The sequence below is a fragment of the Ferrimicrobium sp. genome, from assembly GCF_027364955.1.
Taxonomy (GTDB): Bacteria; Actinomycetota; Acidimicrobiia; order Acidimicrobiales; family Acidimicrobiaceae; genus Ferrimicrobium.
The window spans coordinates 31,233-47,387 of sequence record NZ_DAHXOI010000018.1 but is presented as its reverse complement, the minus strand read 5'-3'; the positions used below and the strand labels follow the sequence as shown (position 1 = coordinate 47,387).

The following is a 16,155-nucleotide window of genomic DNA, read 5'->3' as shown; positions in this document are numbered from 1 at the left end:
ACAAAGGCACTGTCGATCTCGATGTAGAAGTTGGTCGTCGTTAACGGGTCGTTCTTTAATAGGTTGAACTGTGCCATAGATCTGCTCCTCCTGGTTCTAGCTTGCTACTTGCTTCTGTTGACTGATACGGAAGATGACAAACTCTGCTGGCTTGACCGGGGCGATACCAACTTCAACGACAAGTCGGCCCTCATCGATCGAGGCAGGGGGGTTGGTCTCTGCATCACACTTGACATAGAAGGCCTCTTCAGGTGAGGCACCAAAGAGGGCTCCGTCCTGCCAGAGGCCGCCCAAGAAGGCGGTGAGGGTACGGGTGACACCCTCCCAGAGGCTGACATCGTTGGGTTCAAAGACCGCCCACTGGGTCCCGTCCAAGATGGTGGTCTCCACCATGTTAAAGAGACGGCGTACGTTGACATAGCGCCAATCGCTATCAGAGGAGAGGGTGCGTGCCCCCCAGATCCGGATGCCACGGGTACCAAAGGGACGGATACAGTTGATGCCGATCGGGTTGAGGAGGGATTGCTCGTTCTTGGTGATGGGGCGCTCGACATCGAGGCAACCACGGATGGTGTCATTGGCTGGTGCCTTCCAGACCCCCCGGGTATCGTCGGTGCGTGCCCATACCCCAGCGATATGGCCGCTCGGGGGGACAAAGACCTCACTCTGGCCGTTGGTACCAGCGGGGTTCTCTACTTTGATCCAGGGGTAGTAGAGCGCAGCAAAGGCCGAGTCATACATCGCAACGCCAGAGCGCCACTCCTTGATCTGTTGCACGGTCATGCCTGGAGGGGCATCAAGGATCGCCATGCGGTTGCCCTGGAGTTCGCAGTGACCAATGAGGGCGGTCTGGACCGCCTTCCACATGGCGAGATCGACGGTGCCATCAGCTCGGGTGGCAGCGGTGACGAGGTCGGGGACGATGACCATGGTGACCTCGTCAGCGACGGAGAGACCATTGATGCCAGTCCTTGCGGTCTCAGAGCCGGTGAACTTCTTGCCGGTCACGGGAACCGGGAGAGGAGGAGGAGCAATGAGTGGATAGGTGCCTGGCTTCATCACCTCGATCATGGTGGCAAGGTCGATCGCCTCGTCGAGGTCGAGTTGGACCTTGACCTTGGTTGAGGAGGCGTTCACGACGGTTGCGACGTTGCGATCTCCAGGGGAGAGGGTGAGGTTGGTAAAGGACTCGATGGTGGTGTTGTGCGAGAGGACATCAAGGTCAAAGGGAGAGGGGCCATCGGTGTCGGCCTCAACTGAACGGACAACGACCGTCAAGGGGTCTCCGGGCTCAAGGCTCTCGATCGTGAGCGGGGAACCCAAGACACGGTCAGCAGCGGGAAGGGAGACCCGAGAGGGTTCATCAGAGGACTCGGTATTGGGGATGCGTACGATGTAGGCGATAGAGCCACCGTTTTGGAAGTAGCCATACACCGCCAAGGGGAGCATGTAGCCGTTGACGAAGCCTCCGTAGAGCTCTTCGTACTGGGTCCAGCTCGTTACCAGACGGGGCTTTGCGCCCTCTGGGTCAGCGGGGTCATCCGTTGGGGCAAACTCGGTAAAGCCAACGAAGGCAGCGATCGCAGTTGCTGCAGCACTCAGGCTCTTTTGGGCAGAGGGGACCTCCTCGACATAGACCCCAGGAGCGGTATAGGTAGGCACGGTTGTACTCCTCTCATTGGCACACGGTTCTCATTGGACGGTTCTCAATCTCAGCGAGATCGCTCGGGGTGTCGTTCTAGGGGAATCGACTGATGGACCCCGCGGTTCTGATCGCCGTGCATTGGTGTCTCGTTGTTGCTTTGTCTCGTTCAGTCTTGGCACTGCACTCTTGGTCTCATTGTTCTCAGGGGTACCACCTAGGCGATACCGGTTATCTGGTACCTCATAAGAAGAGTGACCGTCTCCAGGTACGGAAGCATTACCCACTCTTCGTTCGGCGAGAACTTCGTCAAGAGCCCAATGCACTGAGTGGAAAGCGAGACCCCCCATGCGAGACCCCTACACAAACCCCCGGCCGCTACATGAGTGTAGCCGAGGAATGGGGAGGTGTCAAGTGTCTTTAGGGCGTTCGTTGCAGCATGGAACTGGAATGAACCACCCGTAGCGGTGAACGATTCTTTATGTCTGGCGGGTCCGCTTCAACGAGTAATGCAGACACGTCGTTCCAGCTCTCAAGCGACGCACCAACCATCCTCAGCGAGCGGTGAAAATACAGTCAAAACACATCGAACCAGCACGAGCCAACCCTTCACCACCTGAGTCCGCAGGCGACCAGGTAGGTGCGCTCGCCACAATGGGCGAGGGATCGCTACGTGTTGTTCAAAGCGGTCGTTGTGGCGCGACGATTACGCGACCCAGGCCTGGTAACTCAAGGTTATCTGCAGCCTGCTTCAAGGCGCTCTTAGCGGTGATGAGGATCTCGGCTGGCTCGATCCCATGACTCGGGTAACTTGCAACTCCGGCACAGACCTTCGCGATCGGAGAAGTCCCCTCACGAGCGTGCGCGATTTGAATCCGTTCTGCGACCCAGGCGGCGCCGTCCTCATCGGTGTCATCAAGGAGAAGGGCAAAACTGCGGCTACCCACGCGACAGGCTACATCGGCAGTTCGAATGGTCGCCGCGACCACCTCCGAGAAGGCGAGGATAGCAGCATCAGTAGCCTCCCCAGTGACATCAGGCTGCATAACCAACTGCAAGAGCACAATACTGAGCGGCCAGAGACGTCGGCGCGCGGTCGCTACTTTGGTGCTGAGGAGACCAGAGAAGAAGATCTCGTTCATCAGGCCGGTGAGTGGGTCGGTGATCGGGTCAGCTGTGCCCATCGCCGGACTCACCAACGACGCCTCCCCGGCTGTCTCCACACCCGTTGTTGACTGATCGTCCGCGATTGTAAGCTCAGGCTGCGAGACCGCCACCAGGCTCGTCTCTTCGGAGCCTTCAACAGGGGTGTCACGCCGGGACCTGGATCCCAGTCCGATGATCACCGCAACGAAAGCGATACCAGCACCGATCACACCATCCTCAGCACGACCCGAGCGCATACCGACGGCACTCACCGCCACGCCCCCCACACCCAGGATGATTGCCAAAAACCCACGCAGTCTCATGCGACATGCTTCGGCGCAAAACGACAGAAGCTGTACAAACTTTCAGGAATGATTTGCTTCCCGTCGCGTCGCCACGATATCGACCAACTGGGCCATGATCTGGGTGATCTGATAGTGCTTTGGAGTGAAGACTTCGCGGACTCCAAGCGCCATCAGTTGGCTGATATCGTCGTCAGGGATGATGCCACCCACAATCACTGGCACACTCACTGCGCGCGAGCTCAACTCCGCAAAGAGAGCACCGACGAGCTCAAGATGCGAACCCGACAGAATCGAAAGGCCGATCAGGTCCACGTCCTCATCACGAGCGACACTCGCAATCTCGGCAGGGGTCTGGCGAATCCCCTGGTAGATCACCTCGAATCCAGCATCGCGAGCCGCAACCGCGATCTGTTCAGCTCCGTTGGAGTGACCGTCGAGTCCGGGCTTTGCCACCAGGAGTCGTGCCGGACCTCCGGGCAGATGCCGCAAGCGATCGACCAGCGCATCCATCTGGCCTCTGCGCACGCCAGCACCACCTTGGATCCCGGTTGGCGCCCGAAACTCTCCGAACGCCTCGCGCATGGTATCGGCCCAATCCTGAGTGGTGCCACCGGCTTTGGCAAGGACCAGCGTTGCCGCAATCAAGTTCTCGTCCGTCCTCGCCACCCTCAAGAGATGATCCTTCGCAGCCTTCACGGCACGCTCGTCTCGGAGACGCTTGAAGGCCACAAACTCCTCGATGAGCCGCCCGACCTCTGCCCCATCGGCGCTCAAATGCATCTTGGTATCGACACCGGCGAGCATCGCCTCCTGCGACTCCTGGGCCCTGTCCTGATAGAGGTTGACGCCAACAACCCGTTGGACACCGGTCTCGATCGCAAGAGCGCGTTCGGTCTGAGCGCGGACCAATGCCGCCTTCATCTCGTCGATCTGGACAAAGACGCCGCCGGCATCGATAATGCGATTGAGTTCATCGCGAGCAGCGTCAACGATCTCAGCGGTCAACCCCTCCATCACCTTCGACCCCTCAAAGATGTCGGGATACTCGAGCAAGTCAGTCTCGTAGGCGAGGATCTGTTGCGCTCGCAGCGACCACTGCTGATCGATCGGACGTGGGAGACCAATCGCCTCATTCCACGCCGGAAGCTGGAGTGCCCTGGCTCGAGCATCCCGCGAAAGAGTAACCCCTAACGCCTCCAACATGATGCGGTAGACGTTATTCTCAGGTTGGGACTCCGTGAGTCCAAGGGAGTTCACCTGCACACCGTAACGAAAGCGGCGAAGCTTTGGATCCTCTACTCCATAGCGGGTGCGGGTGAGTTCGTCCCAAAGAGCGACAAAGGCTCGCATCTTCGCGATCTCCTCGATCAGCCGAATACCCGAGTTCACAAAGAACGACATCCTGCCCACCACTTTGGCGATACCACCCGCGCCCAGACGACCTCGATCACGAACGGCATCGAGAATACCAACGGCGGTCGCGAGCGCATATGCCACCTCTTGGACCGGAGTCGCCCCCGCCTCCTGCAGGTGATAACTGCAGATATTGATCGGGTTCCACTTGGGGACATGGACGACAGAGAACTCAATAAGGTCTACCGTCAGCCTCCTGGAGGCCTCCGGTGTAAAGATAAACGTACCGCGAGAGAGGTACTCCTTGATGATGTCGTTCTGGGTGGTGCCAGAGAGCAGGTGGTAGGGAATGTCCTGTTCATCCGCGAGGGCAAGATAGAGACTAAAGAGCCACATCGCTGTTGCGTTGATGGTCATCGACGTATTCATCTTGTCGAGCTCGATGCCGTCAAAGAGCTGGCGGAGATGGGCAAGATGGGCGATGGGGACCCCTACCTTGCCAACCTCACCGACACTACGAGGATCATCGGGGTCAAGTCCCAGCTGGGTTGGCAGATCGAAGGCCACGGACAGACCAGTCTGTCCGTTGGCGAGATTCGCACGAAAGAGTCGATTCGAGGCGGCGGCCGAGGAGTGTCCTGCATAGGTACGCATCACCCACGGTGCATCAGGTTGCTCCAGGTGTGGCTCCATCGATAATCTCCTTAGGCCTTCGATTGATAGTCGTAGAAGCCTCGACCGGCTTTGCGGCCCAACTGACCGGCCTCTCGCATCCTGCGCAGCGTGGGTGCCGCCAACATCGCAGGATCCCCAGTCTCCTCGTAGAGCCGTTCAAGGATCGCGACCGCCACATCGAGCCCGACGAGGTCGAGCAAGGCGAGCGGCCCCATCGGATAGTTACATCCCAACATCATCGCACGGTCGATATCCTCTTTTGCTGCGACCCCTCGTTCGAGCAGCCGCACAGCGGTGTTCAAGTACGGAAACAGGAGCGCATTGACGACAAAGCCAGCCTCATCGTTGACGATCACTGGCTCCTTGCCAAGCGTTTGCACAAAGTGTCGCCCCGCCTCAAGAACTTCGGGTGCGACCACGAGTGATCGAACGACCTCCACCAGGCGGAGACTGCCAACGGGATTAAAGAAGTGGAGACCGAGGACGAGTTCGGGCCGCTTGGTCGTAGCAGCCAAGGCCATGATAGGGAGCGTCGAAGTATTAGAAGCGATTATCGCCCCCTCGATGAGCACATGATCCAACTGAGCGAAGAGATGCTTCTTCACCTCAATGTCCTCGACCACTGATTCGATCACGAGATGTCGATCGTAGAGATCGTCGATCTCGGTCGTGTAGCGAACCATGGACATCGCTACCTCGTAACGCTCATCATCGATCTCGGTGCGCGCAATTCGCCGTCGGAGCTGTCGTTCAAGCGCCACCTTCACCGAGCGCGATGCCTCCTCAGATCGAGTGCGTACCACTACGTCATAGTCGGCCAGAATGCATGCCTCGACAATCCCGGAGGCCATCGTCCCTCCACCAACCACGCCAATCCGTGAAAGTTGCACACACCTAGCGTACCGGTTTTGCTCCGCATCGACGACGGCGACCAAGCGGGCTTGGGATAGTTACTAGGCTTGGCACACGATGAAGACTCCACTCTATGGCACCATTGCGCTCGTCGGCGGGGACGAGTTCGGGCCGCTCTGCACCTTTGATGAGGAGATCCTTGCACAAACCGGAGCTCAACGTGTCAGCATCCTCCCCACTGCGGCAGCCTACGAGCGACCAGACCGGGCCGTCGCCAATGGCACCCGCTACCTCCAGAACCTCGGAGTCACCGTCGACGTGATCGAGATCTATAATCGCTCCGATGCCGAGAACGAAGAACTCACGGCGCAGATCGATCGCGCTGAGGTACTGTACTGTATCGGCGGTTCACCGCTCCACCTTCGATCAGTGCTCGTCGGAACTCGGGCCCTGGAGGCACTTGGGAATGCATGGTCGCACGGAACCACGCTGGTCGCATCATCAGCCTCAGCGATGGTGCTCGGCGATCCGATGATCGACCCCCGTGGTGGGGCGCTCACCATTGGTCTCGGCTTAATCCCCCATCTTGCAATCTTGCCACATGCCGATCAACGGTCGCTCTCGATCCGCGATCGTACGATTCATCTCGTTCATGCTCCCACCATTATGGTCGAGATCGACGCCCAGACGGCGCTGATCTACCATCGATCGAGCGGCATCCAAGTGCGAGGAGCTGGCAGCGCGACCGTCTATCAGGACGGACAGCAAACCGAACTCTCGCTCGTTGGTGATCTACTAGACCAGCGTACGCTCCAGGTCGGCTAGTTCGTCGAGGACCGCGCCCATCTCCTTCAAGCCAAGCGCAACCGCCTCCTTGGCCGCCGCCAAGCGAACCTCCAGCGGGAGTTCGGCGTTGGTCGCCAGCCAAACCACGGGCGCTTGCTGACCGAGCCCGTGTTCGATCAACGCCTGAGACCAATGGGAGGCGCGCTCGAGCTCCAGGTGTCGACCGACCAAGGAGGCCGCCGCGAGAAGTGTGCGATCGTCTGGGCGTAATGCGATCAATTCGATGAGCAGACGATCGGCTAGTCGCGGATCCACTTGAAGGAGCTGGGCCGCCACTAACTGCTCTTTGTCATCAGGAAGCGCCGCCAATAGCTCAGCAACATCAACCTCGCCGCGCTCCATAAAACCCGCTAGTTCTACAAGATGGACATCCATGACACCTTGGGCAAGGCCAGCGATGATCACACGTGCTGCCTCGGCATCCCGACCAAGTGCACTTAGTGTGCGGGCCTTCAACCCCAACAGCGTGGTCGGGTTGACCGTGAGTCCATCGCGGTCAACGACAAAGCCGCCGATAGCATCGATCCACTCCAGGGTCTCCTCAAAATTTCCTTGCGCAAAAGCAAGGTGTGCACGATCATGGTATCCAAAGTATTCGTGAAAACCCTGCTCATCGAGTTGCTCAATCGCCCACTGGGCTTGTTCGAATCGGCCGAGCGTCCGATACCAGGATGAGAGTGCCAACATTCCCACCCGCTCCATGGAGGGTACCCCCGAACCGAGGACCCGTTCTTCTACCAACGTCACCGCCTCTTCAAGGCGCCCGCTCATCGTCATCGATCTCGCCTCATGGAGCGCAGCCTCGGCCTCGGAGGCGGCCGATCCGTTGGTTTCGGAGATGCGAAGGTTCCGTTCGGCCTTGGACTTGCGCGTCATCTCCGTGTCGAGATAACCGATATGGCGGAGATGGATATCTGGCTGTAGAACGGAGTAGGCACTGCGAAGGTCATCTCGATACCAGACCGTCTCGTGAATCGCTCCACGCCAATGACAGTCCTTACGACGAAAGAGCCGATTGGCAAAATGGTTGGTGAGCGAAAGTCCTCCGCCCGTTTCATTCTCTATCCGCACCGAGTACGACTCATAGGGGGCAAATGGATCCTCGAGCCGGAGCCGAAGCGCCGAACGGTCGCCGACAACGCGCTCATCCGCGTCGATCCAAAGAATCCATGTACCAGTCGCATACTTGAGGGTTTGATTGCGGGCCCAGGCAAAATCCTCGCGCCAGCTCCCCTCGATGACGTGGGCACCATGCTCCTTGGCGATGGCTACGGTAGCGTCCGTGGATCCAGTGTCGAAGACGATCACCTCATCGGCAAGATCACGAGCGGATATGAGAGCCTCGGCCAAGCAGCTCTCCTCATCCTTGACGATCATACAAAGGGAGAGGAGGGGTGTGGTCACTGGGGCACCAGGGATGAGTTGGGACTTGACCTGGGAAGAGAAGGCAATCGAACCCTGCGCAAGCACAAGCGAGCGGTCTCGGTAGAGTGCGGAAAACAGTGCAAAGCTCGTGGTCGATCCCGCCCGAAGGCTCTCGTGCACCCAAGCCCCTGGTGCGCAGGCGACAAGATCGCTACCAAAGGCAATAGGTTGCATCGTCCCCGCAAAGGTCCGACGCATATGGGATGCGTACTGGGTCTGTTGTGCAAGGTTGACGATGGGTTGGCCCTCCTCAAGAACCTGACGTTGCGGACCTTCGACGTTCGGAGAACCCGGGACGATGACCGCCTCAGGATAGTATTCCGAAGCGACGAGGAGCTCGTCGAGCCAACCTGGTGTGAGTGAAGCCGCCGAAGACACCACCAGCACCCGATGCGCCTGCGAAAGACGGTCGAGATCACGAGGGGCAAGCTGGCGTCCCTCCACCAACAGAATGACCGGATAACTCGCGGGCACAATCGTTGACAGATACCGCCGAGCATTGCGGTGTGAACGTTCATCGGCGAGCAATACCAGTACCGCCACTCGTGCTTTGGTCACTTTCCATCCTTTCTCGTCGGTCCATCTCTCAGACGTTTGCGTAGGTAGAGGTTCGATCGACCGTCAAGTTCTGCGATGATCGATTCGTACAATCTCGGCAAGCATCACCACTTAGGGCGGAGTCTCCGTGGGTAGCTTGGACAACAATCGCACGGAGATGACGCCCACCGGTTGGCGGTCACGCCAGGATATGGTCGCATCGATACCCTGCAACTGAGGATGGCCTAACAATGCTGTTGCCTCGGCAGGCAGCGCCGATGCCTCGACCAGCTCCACGAGACGCGCTCGGGGTGCGTGCGGCCGTTGTTCGTTAAAGAGCAGTCCAAAGATATTCAGGATCTCATGGATATTGTCCGTCATCGTATCGGTGAGGGTTCCTGCGGCCCTCGCCTCGTCGATCATCCCCTTGGGAATCATGGACAGGCCAGCGCCAAAGGTGAGCGCGAAGGAGAAATCTACGTGAATGATCGATCGGAGCACATCATCTTGATCGTGGTAGAGACCCGCAAGGTACAACGGCGGCAGCGGACTCCGTTGGGGATAGCGGTCAGCGTGGATTTCGGCATTCATGAGGTTCGCGAGCACCGACTCCATCTCGTCAAGGCTCGGCAGTAAGAGACGCGAGGATATCTCGGCGATCATCCTTCATCGCCACTGTCGCTGATCGAGACGAGATGCATCTCGCCCAGCTCGGTGGAGAGACGAAAAACCTCGCTGGTAGTCCCCGTCGGTACCCGAAGACGTCCAAAGAGAAACATTGGGAGTCCGGAACGCAGGCTAGGATCGGCCTCGATCACCAATCGCTTGGCGACGCCGCCGATGACGTTCACCACCTCGGCCACTGCGTCGGTGATCTCGACGTCACTCAGCTCCTCATGGCGTCCGATCATGTTGGCAGTCAGAAGCTCCAAGGTCACAAACTCGGCGACAAGACCTAGTTGCAACGACAGTCGGTCGCCCACGAGACCGACCCATGCACCCGGGAGGTTGGCTGGAATACCTTGTGTCTGCAGTTGGGGAGTGGCAACCAGCGGAGGTAAGATCCCACCCTCAAGTGCTCGCACGCCATCGAGGAGTGCGCTCGACCACTGGGTCATCTGCATGGTCACTGTACCCCCACCGCATCAAGTGCATCGCGAAAGTTGCCAGGTGTAAAGGGCTTTGAGATAAGAAATGACGCCCCCGACTCTCGAGCGAGTCGCACCATATCCGGGGTTCCCTCCGAGGTCACAAAGCCAAAAGGTATCCCCTCGTCTTGAGCTCGGAGTTCACGCAGGAACTCGAGCCCATTCATCTCAGGCATATTCCAATCAGAGAGCACCAGATCAATCTCATGTTCATTGAATCGTTGAAGTGCCTCTAGACCATCTTGTGCCTCGATATACTCGGCATCATCAAAACCAGCCTGTCGTAGCTGGCGAATCACGATCATGCGCATCGCACGCGAATCGTCAACCACCAAGATCCTCATTCCACTACCTCCACGATCGGCCCCCATTCGGCCATATCGGCAGCTACCCAAGGAGGCTTAAGGTTCTTGACGCGTTTCGCGCAGCCGACGCAGACTCATGCGCGACTTGGGACGTGGCACCACCAGGTGGCCAGAGGTCGTCGCGTTCTCCGCCTCGCGACCCTGCACCATGAGCTGGCTCAAGCGCTCAACGATACGCATCCGATGGCTCCTCGATAGGAGTGAGGCCGCCTGACTGTCGCCGAGCTCCATCGAGAGGATGAGGAGACGGTGTTCGTTGATGTGGTGGTCCTGTTCAGCGGCCGTTGGCGGTAGCATCAGTCTGGCGCGGTGCAGTTGATCGACGAGGAGCGAGTAGACCCCACCGCTCAACGGGTACTGGGCCGCCTCACCAAGGAGCACCCGGTGAAATCGATCATCGAGATGGATAAACTCATCCGGATCACCATGGTCGAGCACCGAAACCAGCTGTTCGTTGAGCTCTCTCAAGACCGAAAACACCACAGCGTTCGGCGCCTTGGCCAGCCGGGTGGCCGCCGCCGCCTCAAGGCTGGCGATCATCTCAGATACCTCGGGCAGCTCCCCAAAGTCGATCAGGCGCACCCGATATCCCTTACGCGGTACCGACTCGAGCCATCCCTCAACCTCAAGTCGCGCCAACGCCTCTCGCACCGGAGTCCTCGAGGCCCCGACAAGATCGGCGATATCGCGGTCCAGCAAGAAGCTACCCGGCTCGATCGCCAGCGAGACGATCGCCGAGCGGATGCTGAGATAGGCGCTGTGCGACAACGGCACGGTATTCGACTTCACCACGACTGCTAACTCATACCTCCCACCAACAGTATGGCTAACTTTGTCGGAAATTACCAATAGCAACCCAAGAGTTCTCCCGCTACAAGAGGGCCAACACGGAGCGATAGAGCACAGTTAGCCACGAAAGCGCACGACGTGCGGCTCACTCGCTGCCACCTTCTCAAAGCGCCCACCCGGGTCAGGCAACGACTCCGCTGCCGCCATCACGAGGACGCTACCAGGGGCAAGATGGGCAATGAGTTGGTCCGCGATGCCGGCCTTCACGGCGGGCGAGAAATAGATAAGGATGTTACGCAAAAAGATGATATCAAAGGTTCCGAGCATCTGCCAGGGTCGAGCTAGATTCATCTGGCGAGCACTGACCAACGCTGCAACCTCTGGTCGGACCTTGTAGCCGTTGCGCTCAGGGATGAGAAAGCGTCGTGCAAGTGAATGAGGAAGTCCACGTTCGATCTCAAGTTGCGAGTACCACCCCACGCGAGTCCGCTGGACCATTCGCATCGAGACATCGGTGGCGAGAATATTTGCCGTTCTCGCTAGCGCTGGAAATCGGTCGATCAGAAGCATCGCGATGGAATACGCCTCCTGGCCGGAGGAGGCCGCACCCGACCAGACGCGAAGCGCCCGGCCCTGACGTTCCTCAAAGAGATGGCCGATGACCCGCGTTCGCAGGAGATCAAAGGTCCCAGGCTCACGAAAGAAGGACGTCTCATTCGTCACCATCGCGTCGATCACGGCCTGGACCAGGGTCGATTCGCGCTCTCGGATGAGCGCATTGATAAGGCCATCGAGATTGTCAAAGCCAAACCTCACGAGCAACGGGCTGAGCCGGTGTTCCACGAGATAACCACGCGCCTCCCCCAGTTGGAGTGCAATCTCTGCCTGGAGAAAGTCCGCCAGTCGGTCATAGGTCGCAAGAGCGATGGGCACTAGGTTACCTCCACTCTTGTTGGTCGTCCTGTCGTCACCAGGCTTCGTACCCGAGCACCGATGTCCGAGGGAGAACCGACAGCGCGCACAAGACCTTGGCTCACCACCGCACCGGGCATCCCCCACACGGCGGAGCTCGCCTGATCCTGGGCAAAGACAAGGCCTCCGTGGGCGACGATGACACTCGCTCCGGTCGCACCATCAGTGCCCATGCCACTGAGTACCACACCAACCGTTCGATGGCCAAGTACCGCGGCAGAGCCGAAGAGAACGTCGGCCGATGGTTTGCAGGAGTTCACCGGTGCCGCATCTGAATAGGTGAGCACCAACCGTCCATCCCACTGTTGCAGCTCCAGATGGACGCGACTGGGGGCAAAGCGAATAGTCCCAGCCCGCAGGATCTCACCATCATTGGCGATCGCAACATCGGTACCAAGCAGTTCGCCGAGCTGATCGACCAGAAGCCTCAAAAAATGAGGAGCGATATGTTGGACCACGACAATCGGCAGATCAACACGACCCAATGCAGCGAGAAAGGTGCCCAGAGCCGCTGGTCCTCCCGTTGAGGCCGCCACCACGATCAGCTCCGGGGATGGTGACCCCGGGCGTTGCGGTGATGGCGTCACGGTCACCCTGGGTGCACGCTCGGCGCCAGCAAGACTTGGTCGTGCCAGTGCCCGGATGCGCGCAAGTAACGTCTGGCGAACCTCATCCTCAAACTGAAAAGAGAGTGGTTTTGGCACATAGTCGCTCGCGCCAGCCAACATGGAGGCGACGGTCATGCGACTTCCTGAGTCCGTCAGTGCCGAGAACATGATGATCGGCACATGTGGGTCGGTAGCGCGAATCTGGCCTAGGGTCGCCACACCATCGAGCCTAGGCATCTCGATATCGAGAACCACCACATCGGGGTGCAGCCTCCCAAAGAGCTCCAGTGCCTGTAGCCCATCCTCGGCCTGCCCAACGAGCTCGAGATCGTCTTCTGCCGCGATCCATGATGCAACCCGGGTGCGGATCACCCTCGAATCATCGGCGATCAGGATCCTCACCACTACGCCGTGGCTCCTGCCTGCGCAACGTGCTGGGCATCGAGAACCAGGGTGATGGTGTCTCCCTGTTGGATCACCGCCGCCGTCAACTTGCGAAAGGATAGGGGTATCGTCTCTGGAGTGGGCAAGAGTTCCTCGCTCACCGCCCGCACAACGTCCCCGATCGCATCGACGAGCAGAGCGAACAGCTGAGTGCCTCGCTCAAGTACCAACACCATGGGATCGCCGCCGGGCGGTCTTCCAACACCGAGCAGTGAGGCACGCAGATCCAAAACGGTCAGGATCTGTCCACGGAGATTGAGGAGGCCAGCGACGGTAGATGGGGCCGCGGGAACGGGGGTAAGGTGCTGTGGGGCAAGCACTTCGGTGATGTGGTCCATCGGCACCGCACAACGGTACTCGCCGATCAGAAAACTGCAGAACTGCTCAGACTCACCCATGGCCCGCTCCGGACCTCGTCACGAGCATCTCGGCGAGCGAGATGACCCGAACGATCTTGCCGCCGATGATCGTTGAACCGGTGACCCGGCCTCCTATCGTGGTGATATCAATGATTTCACGGATCGCCACGACCCGGTCTGTTGCCCCAAAGCTAGGGATGAGCATCCGTACTGATCCTGCCGCTGGGAGGTCATTCACCCCCCCAAGCAACGATCCGATCGTGACAATTTCTGCCACCATCTCCCGATACTGCATCACCGGCACCCCGCCGAGATATGCAATGGTACTCGCATCGACCTCCTCGATGCGCTCAATCTCAAAGACCGGCACCGCCACGAGCCCGACTGATCCCCCGTCGATGAGCAACACGGTCTCCTCCTCGGCGACCTCCTCGTTGGTCTCCTCGCGCTCGGGAATTGAGCTCTCATCGAGGACGAGCGCAGCGCGAGATGCAATGCCGGCGACGTCGAGGATCATGGCGACGTCGCCATCGCCAAGAATTGTCGCGCCTGAATAGAGACCGATCGACCCAATGAAGTCATCGAGTGGCTTGACAACGATCTCCTGGGTGTCCACTACCCGATCGACGATCAAGCCAAACTGCCGTCCACTGAGCTGCACCACGACGATGGTGAGCAACTGGAGCTGCGAGAGCACCCTGCTCGCTCTTAGCCCCAGCAACGCAGAGAGGTCAACCACCGGCAACAGCTGTGAGTCGCGGCGGAGGAAAAGACTCTCGCCGACGAAGGCGAGTTCGTCTGCCATCGATTCGCGCTCGAGCCGGAGCAGTTCAACGACGTTGAGCTGGGGTAGAGCAAAGCGTTGACCAGCTACCAACAACATGAGTGAAGGGATGATTGCCAGCGTCAGAGGAATGCGCAAGACGATGGTGGTACCCGCACCCTTCTGGGAGTTGATCTCAATCGTACCGCTCACCTGTTCGATGTTGGTACGCACGACGTCCATCCCAACGCCGCGACCCGAGACACTCGTCACCTCCTCAGAGGTGGAAAACCCAGGAAGAAAGATAAGATCCGAACGTTCACGGGCTGACAGAGAGCCAAGCGACTCGGCGGTGACAAGCCCAAGACGCAGCGCACGATCGGCGATGACAGAGGGATCGATTCCTGCCCCATCATCGGCGATGGTGATCATCACCGATCCACCCTCATGGCGAGCGAGGATCTCGATGTGACCAACGGGTTCCTTGCCTGCGTTCAGGCGATCCTCGGCCAACTCGATCCCGTGGTCGACGGCATTGCGGAGCAAGTGGACCAACGGGTCCCGGAGTGCCTCAAGAATGCCTCGATCGAGTTCAGTGTCACCCCCAGCGGTGGCAAGCACGACCTGCTTGCCAAGGGATCGAGCCAGATCTCGCACCAGGCGAGGTAGTTTGCTAAAGAGCGACTCCATCGGTTGCATACGGGTCTGCATGACTCGTTCTTGGAGTTGCGTCGTGATGAGATTCAGACGTTGTGCCAGGGCGTCAAAGCTTGGGTCCTGGATCACTCCATCGATTTGTAGGGTTCGGTTGCGCACGAGTACGAGTTCCCCGACAAGATTGACCAGATGATCCAGCAGTTCGACATCGACACGGATGGCCTGATCCAGCAGGTTCACATGGGCAGGAACGGGATCTTTTTCAGCAGGCGTCGCCTCGCCTGCCGGGGCAAAGACCACGATGTTCGGGGCAAGCTGCACCTCTGATACTCCCGAGTGTCGGGGAGTTGGTGGGACGCCATTGCCTGCCTCCAACGCTTGACGCATGAGCATCAACGCGTCACAGAGCTCAGCCTCAACACTGTTACCGTCATCCCCTTGGACCTCAATGATGGCAAAATAGCGACGAAGCCCATCGAGAAGGTCGAGCAACAGCTGGACGATGGCATCATTCATGGGGTGGCCGGCATCGCGCAGAACGCCAAGGAGACTCTCGCCCTCGTGTGCGAGTTGTGCCAGATGGTCAAAATCAAAGAAACCGCAGGCCCCTTTGATCGAATGAAGCGTTCGAAAGGTCGCCGCGACTACTTCAGTATGATCAGCACGTAGATCCAGCCCAACAAGGTCCTGCTCCGTACGGTCGAGGTTCTCATAGGACTCGATTAGAAACTCGCGAAGTTCATCACCTAGGTCGTCGCGAGCCATCAGATCATCCTTTCTCTCGCTCTACCTTCGGCGCACAATTGGCGTTGCTTGATATCAACGTTGGTTGGAGATCGAGAGCTCACCGGGAAAGTCCCCACGCAGAGGGTTGAGCCAACCACTCAAACGGTTCAACATTTGCTCAGTCTTTTTGCCGAGTTCTTCGTGGTAACGTGCAGTACCGTGATAAGATAACCACAACAGTGACGGAGTTGGGCACCTCTTCACCAAGAGGGCAGTTCCCAGGCAGACGCCTTCGGGCGCAAGGAGGCGCAGTGCTGGTATTGACCAGAAAGGCCAGTCAGAGTATCGTGATCGGAAACGACATCGTCATCACGATCCTAGATGTCCATCGCGACCAGGTGCGCGTGGGAATCGAGGCGCCTCGTGATGTTGATGTCCATCGTCAGGAGATATTCGATGCGCTTCAGGCATCGAACCGTGACGCAGCCCAGTCAGCTGAGAAGATCCAACCTTCCCGAGAGAAGGAGTAGTCGACCGTCTCAA

At 58.8% G+C, this 16,155-nt stretch carries 15 protein-coding genes; 2 read left to right on the top strand and 13 right to left on the bottom strand.

Annotated elements, in window-relative coordinates; translation table 11 throughout:
- Window positions 1–96: 96 nt before the first annotated feature.
- From M7Q83_RS10825 to M7Q83_RS10810, 4 genes are all read right to left on the bottom strand, one after another.
- Complete coding sequence (locus tag M7Q83_RS10825) at window positions 97–1,662, bottom strand: phage tail sheath subtilisin-like domain-containing protein (RefSeq protein WP_298338436.1); 1,566 nt, start codon at window positions 1,660–1,662, stop codon at window positions 97–99.
- Window positions 1,663–2,322: 660 nt separating this feature from the next.
- On the bottom strand, window positions 2,323–3,111 hold the full coding sequence (locus M7Q83_RS10820; RefSeq protein ID WP_298338433.1) for a GGDEF domain-containing protein: 789 nt from the start codon (window positions 3,109–3,111) through the stop codon (window positions 2,323–2,325).
- A gap of 42 nt (window positions 3,112–3,153) precedes the next feature.
- A complete protein-coding gene (locus M7Q83_RS10815) occupies window positions 3,154–5,139 on the bottom strand; it encodes a methylmalonyl-CoA mutase family protein (protein ID WP_298338430.1) in 1,986 nt (661 codons plus the stop codon).
- 11 nt (window positions 5,140–5,150) lie between these two features.
- Entirely contained in the window at window positions 5,151–6,011 is an 861-nt protein-coding gene (locus tag M7Q83_RS10810; RefSeq protein WP_298338427.1) for a 3-hydroxybutyryl-CoA dehydrogenase, read from the bottom strand.
- Window positions 6,012–6,090: 79 nt separating this feature from the next.
- On the opposite strand from M7Q83_RS10810, the gene M7Q83_RS10805 reads away from it, so the two are divergent.
- Window positions 6,091–6,798 (top strand): Type 1 glutamine amidotransferase-like domain-containing protein, encoded by a 708-nt coding sequence (locus M7Q83_RS10805; protein ID WP_298338425.1) that lies wholly within the window; start codon window positions 6,091–6,093, stop codon window positions 6,796–6,798.
- Here M7Q83_RS10805 and M7Q83_RS10800 read toward each other — a convergent pair.
- From M7Q83_RS10800 to M7Q83_RS10760, 9 genes are all read right to left on the bottom strand, one after another.
- Window positions 6,769–8,802, bottom strand: coding sequence for a glycosyltransferase family 2 protein (locus tag M7Q83_RS10800; RefSeq protein ID WP_298338422.1), 2,034 nt, complete (start codon window positions 8,800–8,802; stop codon window positions 6,769–6,771). The genes M7Q83_RS10805 and M7Q83_RS10800 overlap by 30 nt on opposite strands.
- Before the next feature lie 111 nt (window positions 8,803–8,913).
- Window positions 8,914–9,444, bottom strand: coding sequence for a hypothetical protein (locus tag M7Q83_RS10795; RefSeq protein ID WP_298338420.1), 531 nt, complete (start codon window positions 9,442–9,444; stop codon window positions 8,914–8,916).
- Window positions 9,441–9,905, bottom strand: a complete 465-nt coding sequence (locus M7Q83_RS10790) for a chemotaxis protein CheX (protein ID WP_298338438.1) — start codon at window positions 9,903–9,905, stop codon at window positions 9,441–9,443. Before M7Q83_RS10790 ends, M7Q83_RS10795 begins: the two co-directional genes overlap by 4 nt.
- A 2-nt stretch (window positions 9,906–9,907) precedes the next feature.
- Window positions 9,908–10,273, bottom strand: a complete 366-nt coding sequence (locus M7Q83_RS10785) for a response regulator (RefSeq protein WP_298338418.1) — start codon at window positions 10,271–10,273, stop codon at window positions 9,908–9,910.
- A gap of 57 nt (window positions 10,274–10,330) precedes the next feature.
- Window positions 10,331–11,083, bottom strand: coding sequence for a GntR family transcriptional regulator (locus M7Q83_RS10780; RefSeq protein ID WP_298338415.1), 753 nt, complete (start codon window positions 11,081–11,083; stop codon window positions 10,331–10,333).
- A gap of 117 nt (window positions 11,084–11,200) precedes the next feature.
- Window positions 11,201–12,016, bottom strand: a complete 816-nt coding sequence (locus M7Q83_RS10775; RefSeq protein WP_298338412.1) for a CheR family methyltransferase — start codon at window positions 12,014–12,016, stop codon at window positions 11,201–11,203.
- Window positions 12,016–13,068: a chemotaxis-specific protein-glutamate methyltransferase CheB gene (gene cheB, locus M7Q83_RS10770; RefSeq protein WP_298338409.1), complete on the bottom strand. Its 1,053-nt coding sequence runs from the start codon at window positions 13,066–13,068 to the stop codon at window positions 12,016–12,018. The genes M7Q83_RS10775 and cheB overlap by 1 nt, the downstream gene beginning before the upstream one ends.
- Window positions 13,068–13,505 (bottom strand): chemotaxis protein CheW, encoded by a 438-nt coding sequence (locus tag M7Q83_RS10765; protein ID WP_298338407.1) that lies wholly within the window; start codon window positions 13,503–13,505, stop codon window positions 13,068–13,070. The genes cheB and M7Q83_RS10765 overlap by 1 nt, the downstream gene beginning before the upstream one ends.
- Window positions 13,498–15,651 (bottom strand): chemotaxis protein CheA, encoded by a 2,154-nt coding sequence (locus M7Q83_RS10760; RefSeq protein ID WP_298338405.1) that lies wholly within the window; start codon window positions 15,649–15,651, stop codon window positions 13,498–13,500. Before M7Q83_RS10760 ends, M7Q83_RS10765 begins: the two co-directional genes overlap by 8 nt.
- A 272-nt stretch (window positions 15,652–15,923) precedes the next feature.
- Between M7Q83_RS10760 and csrA the strand changes: the two genes are divergently transcribed.
- The gene (gene csrA / locus M7Q83_RS10755; protein WP_298338403.1) at window positions 15,924–16,142 is read left to right on the top strand and encodes a carbon storage regulator CsrA; all 219 of its coding nucleotides are present in this window, start codon (window positions 15,924–15,926) and stop codon (window positions 16,140–16,142) included.
- The last annotated feature ends 13 nt before the right edge of the window (window positions 16,143–16,155 follow it).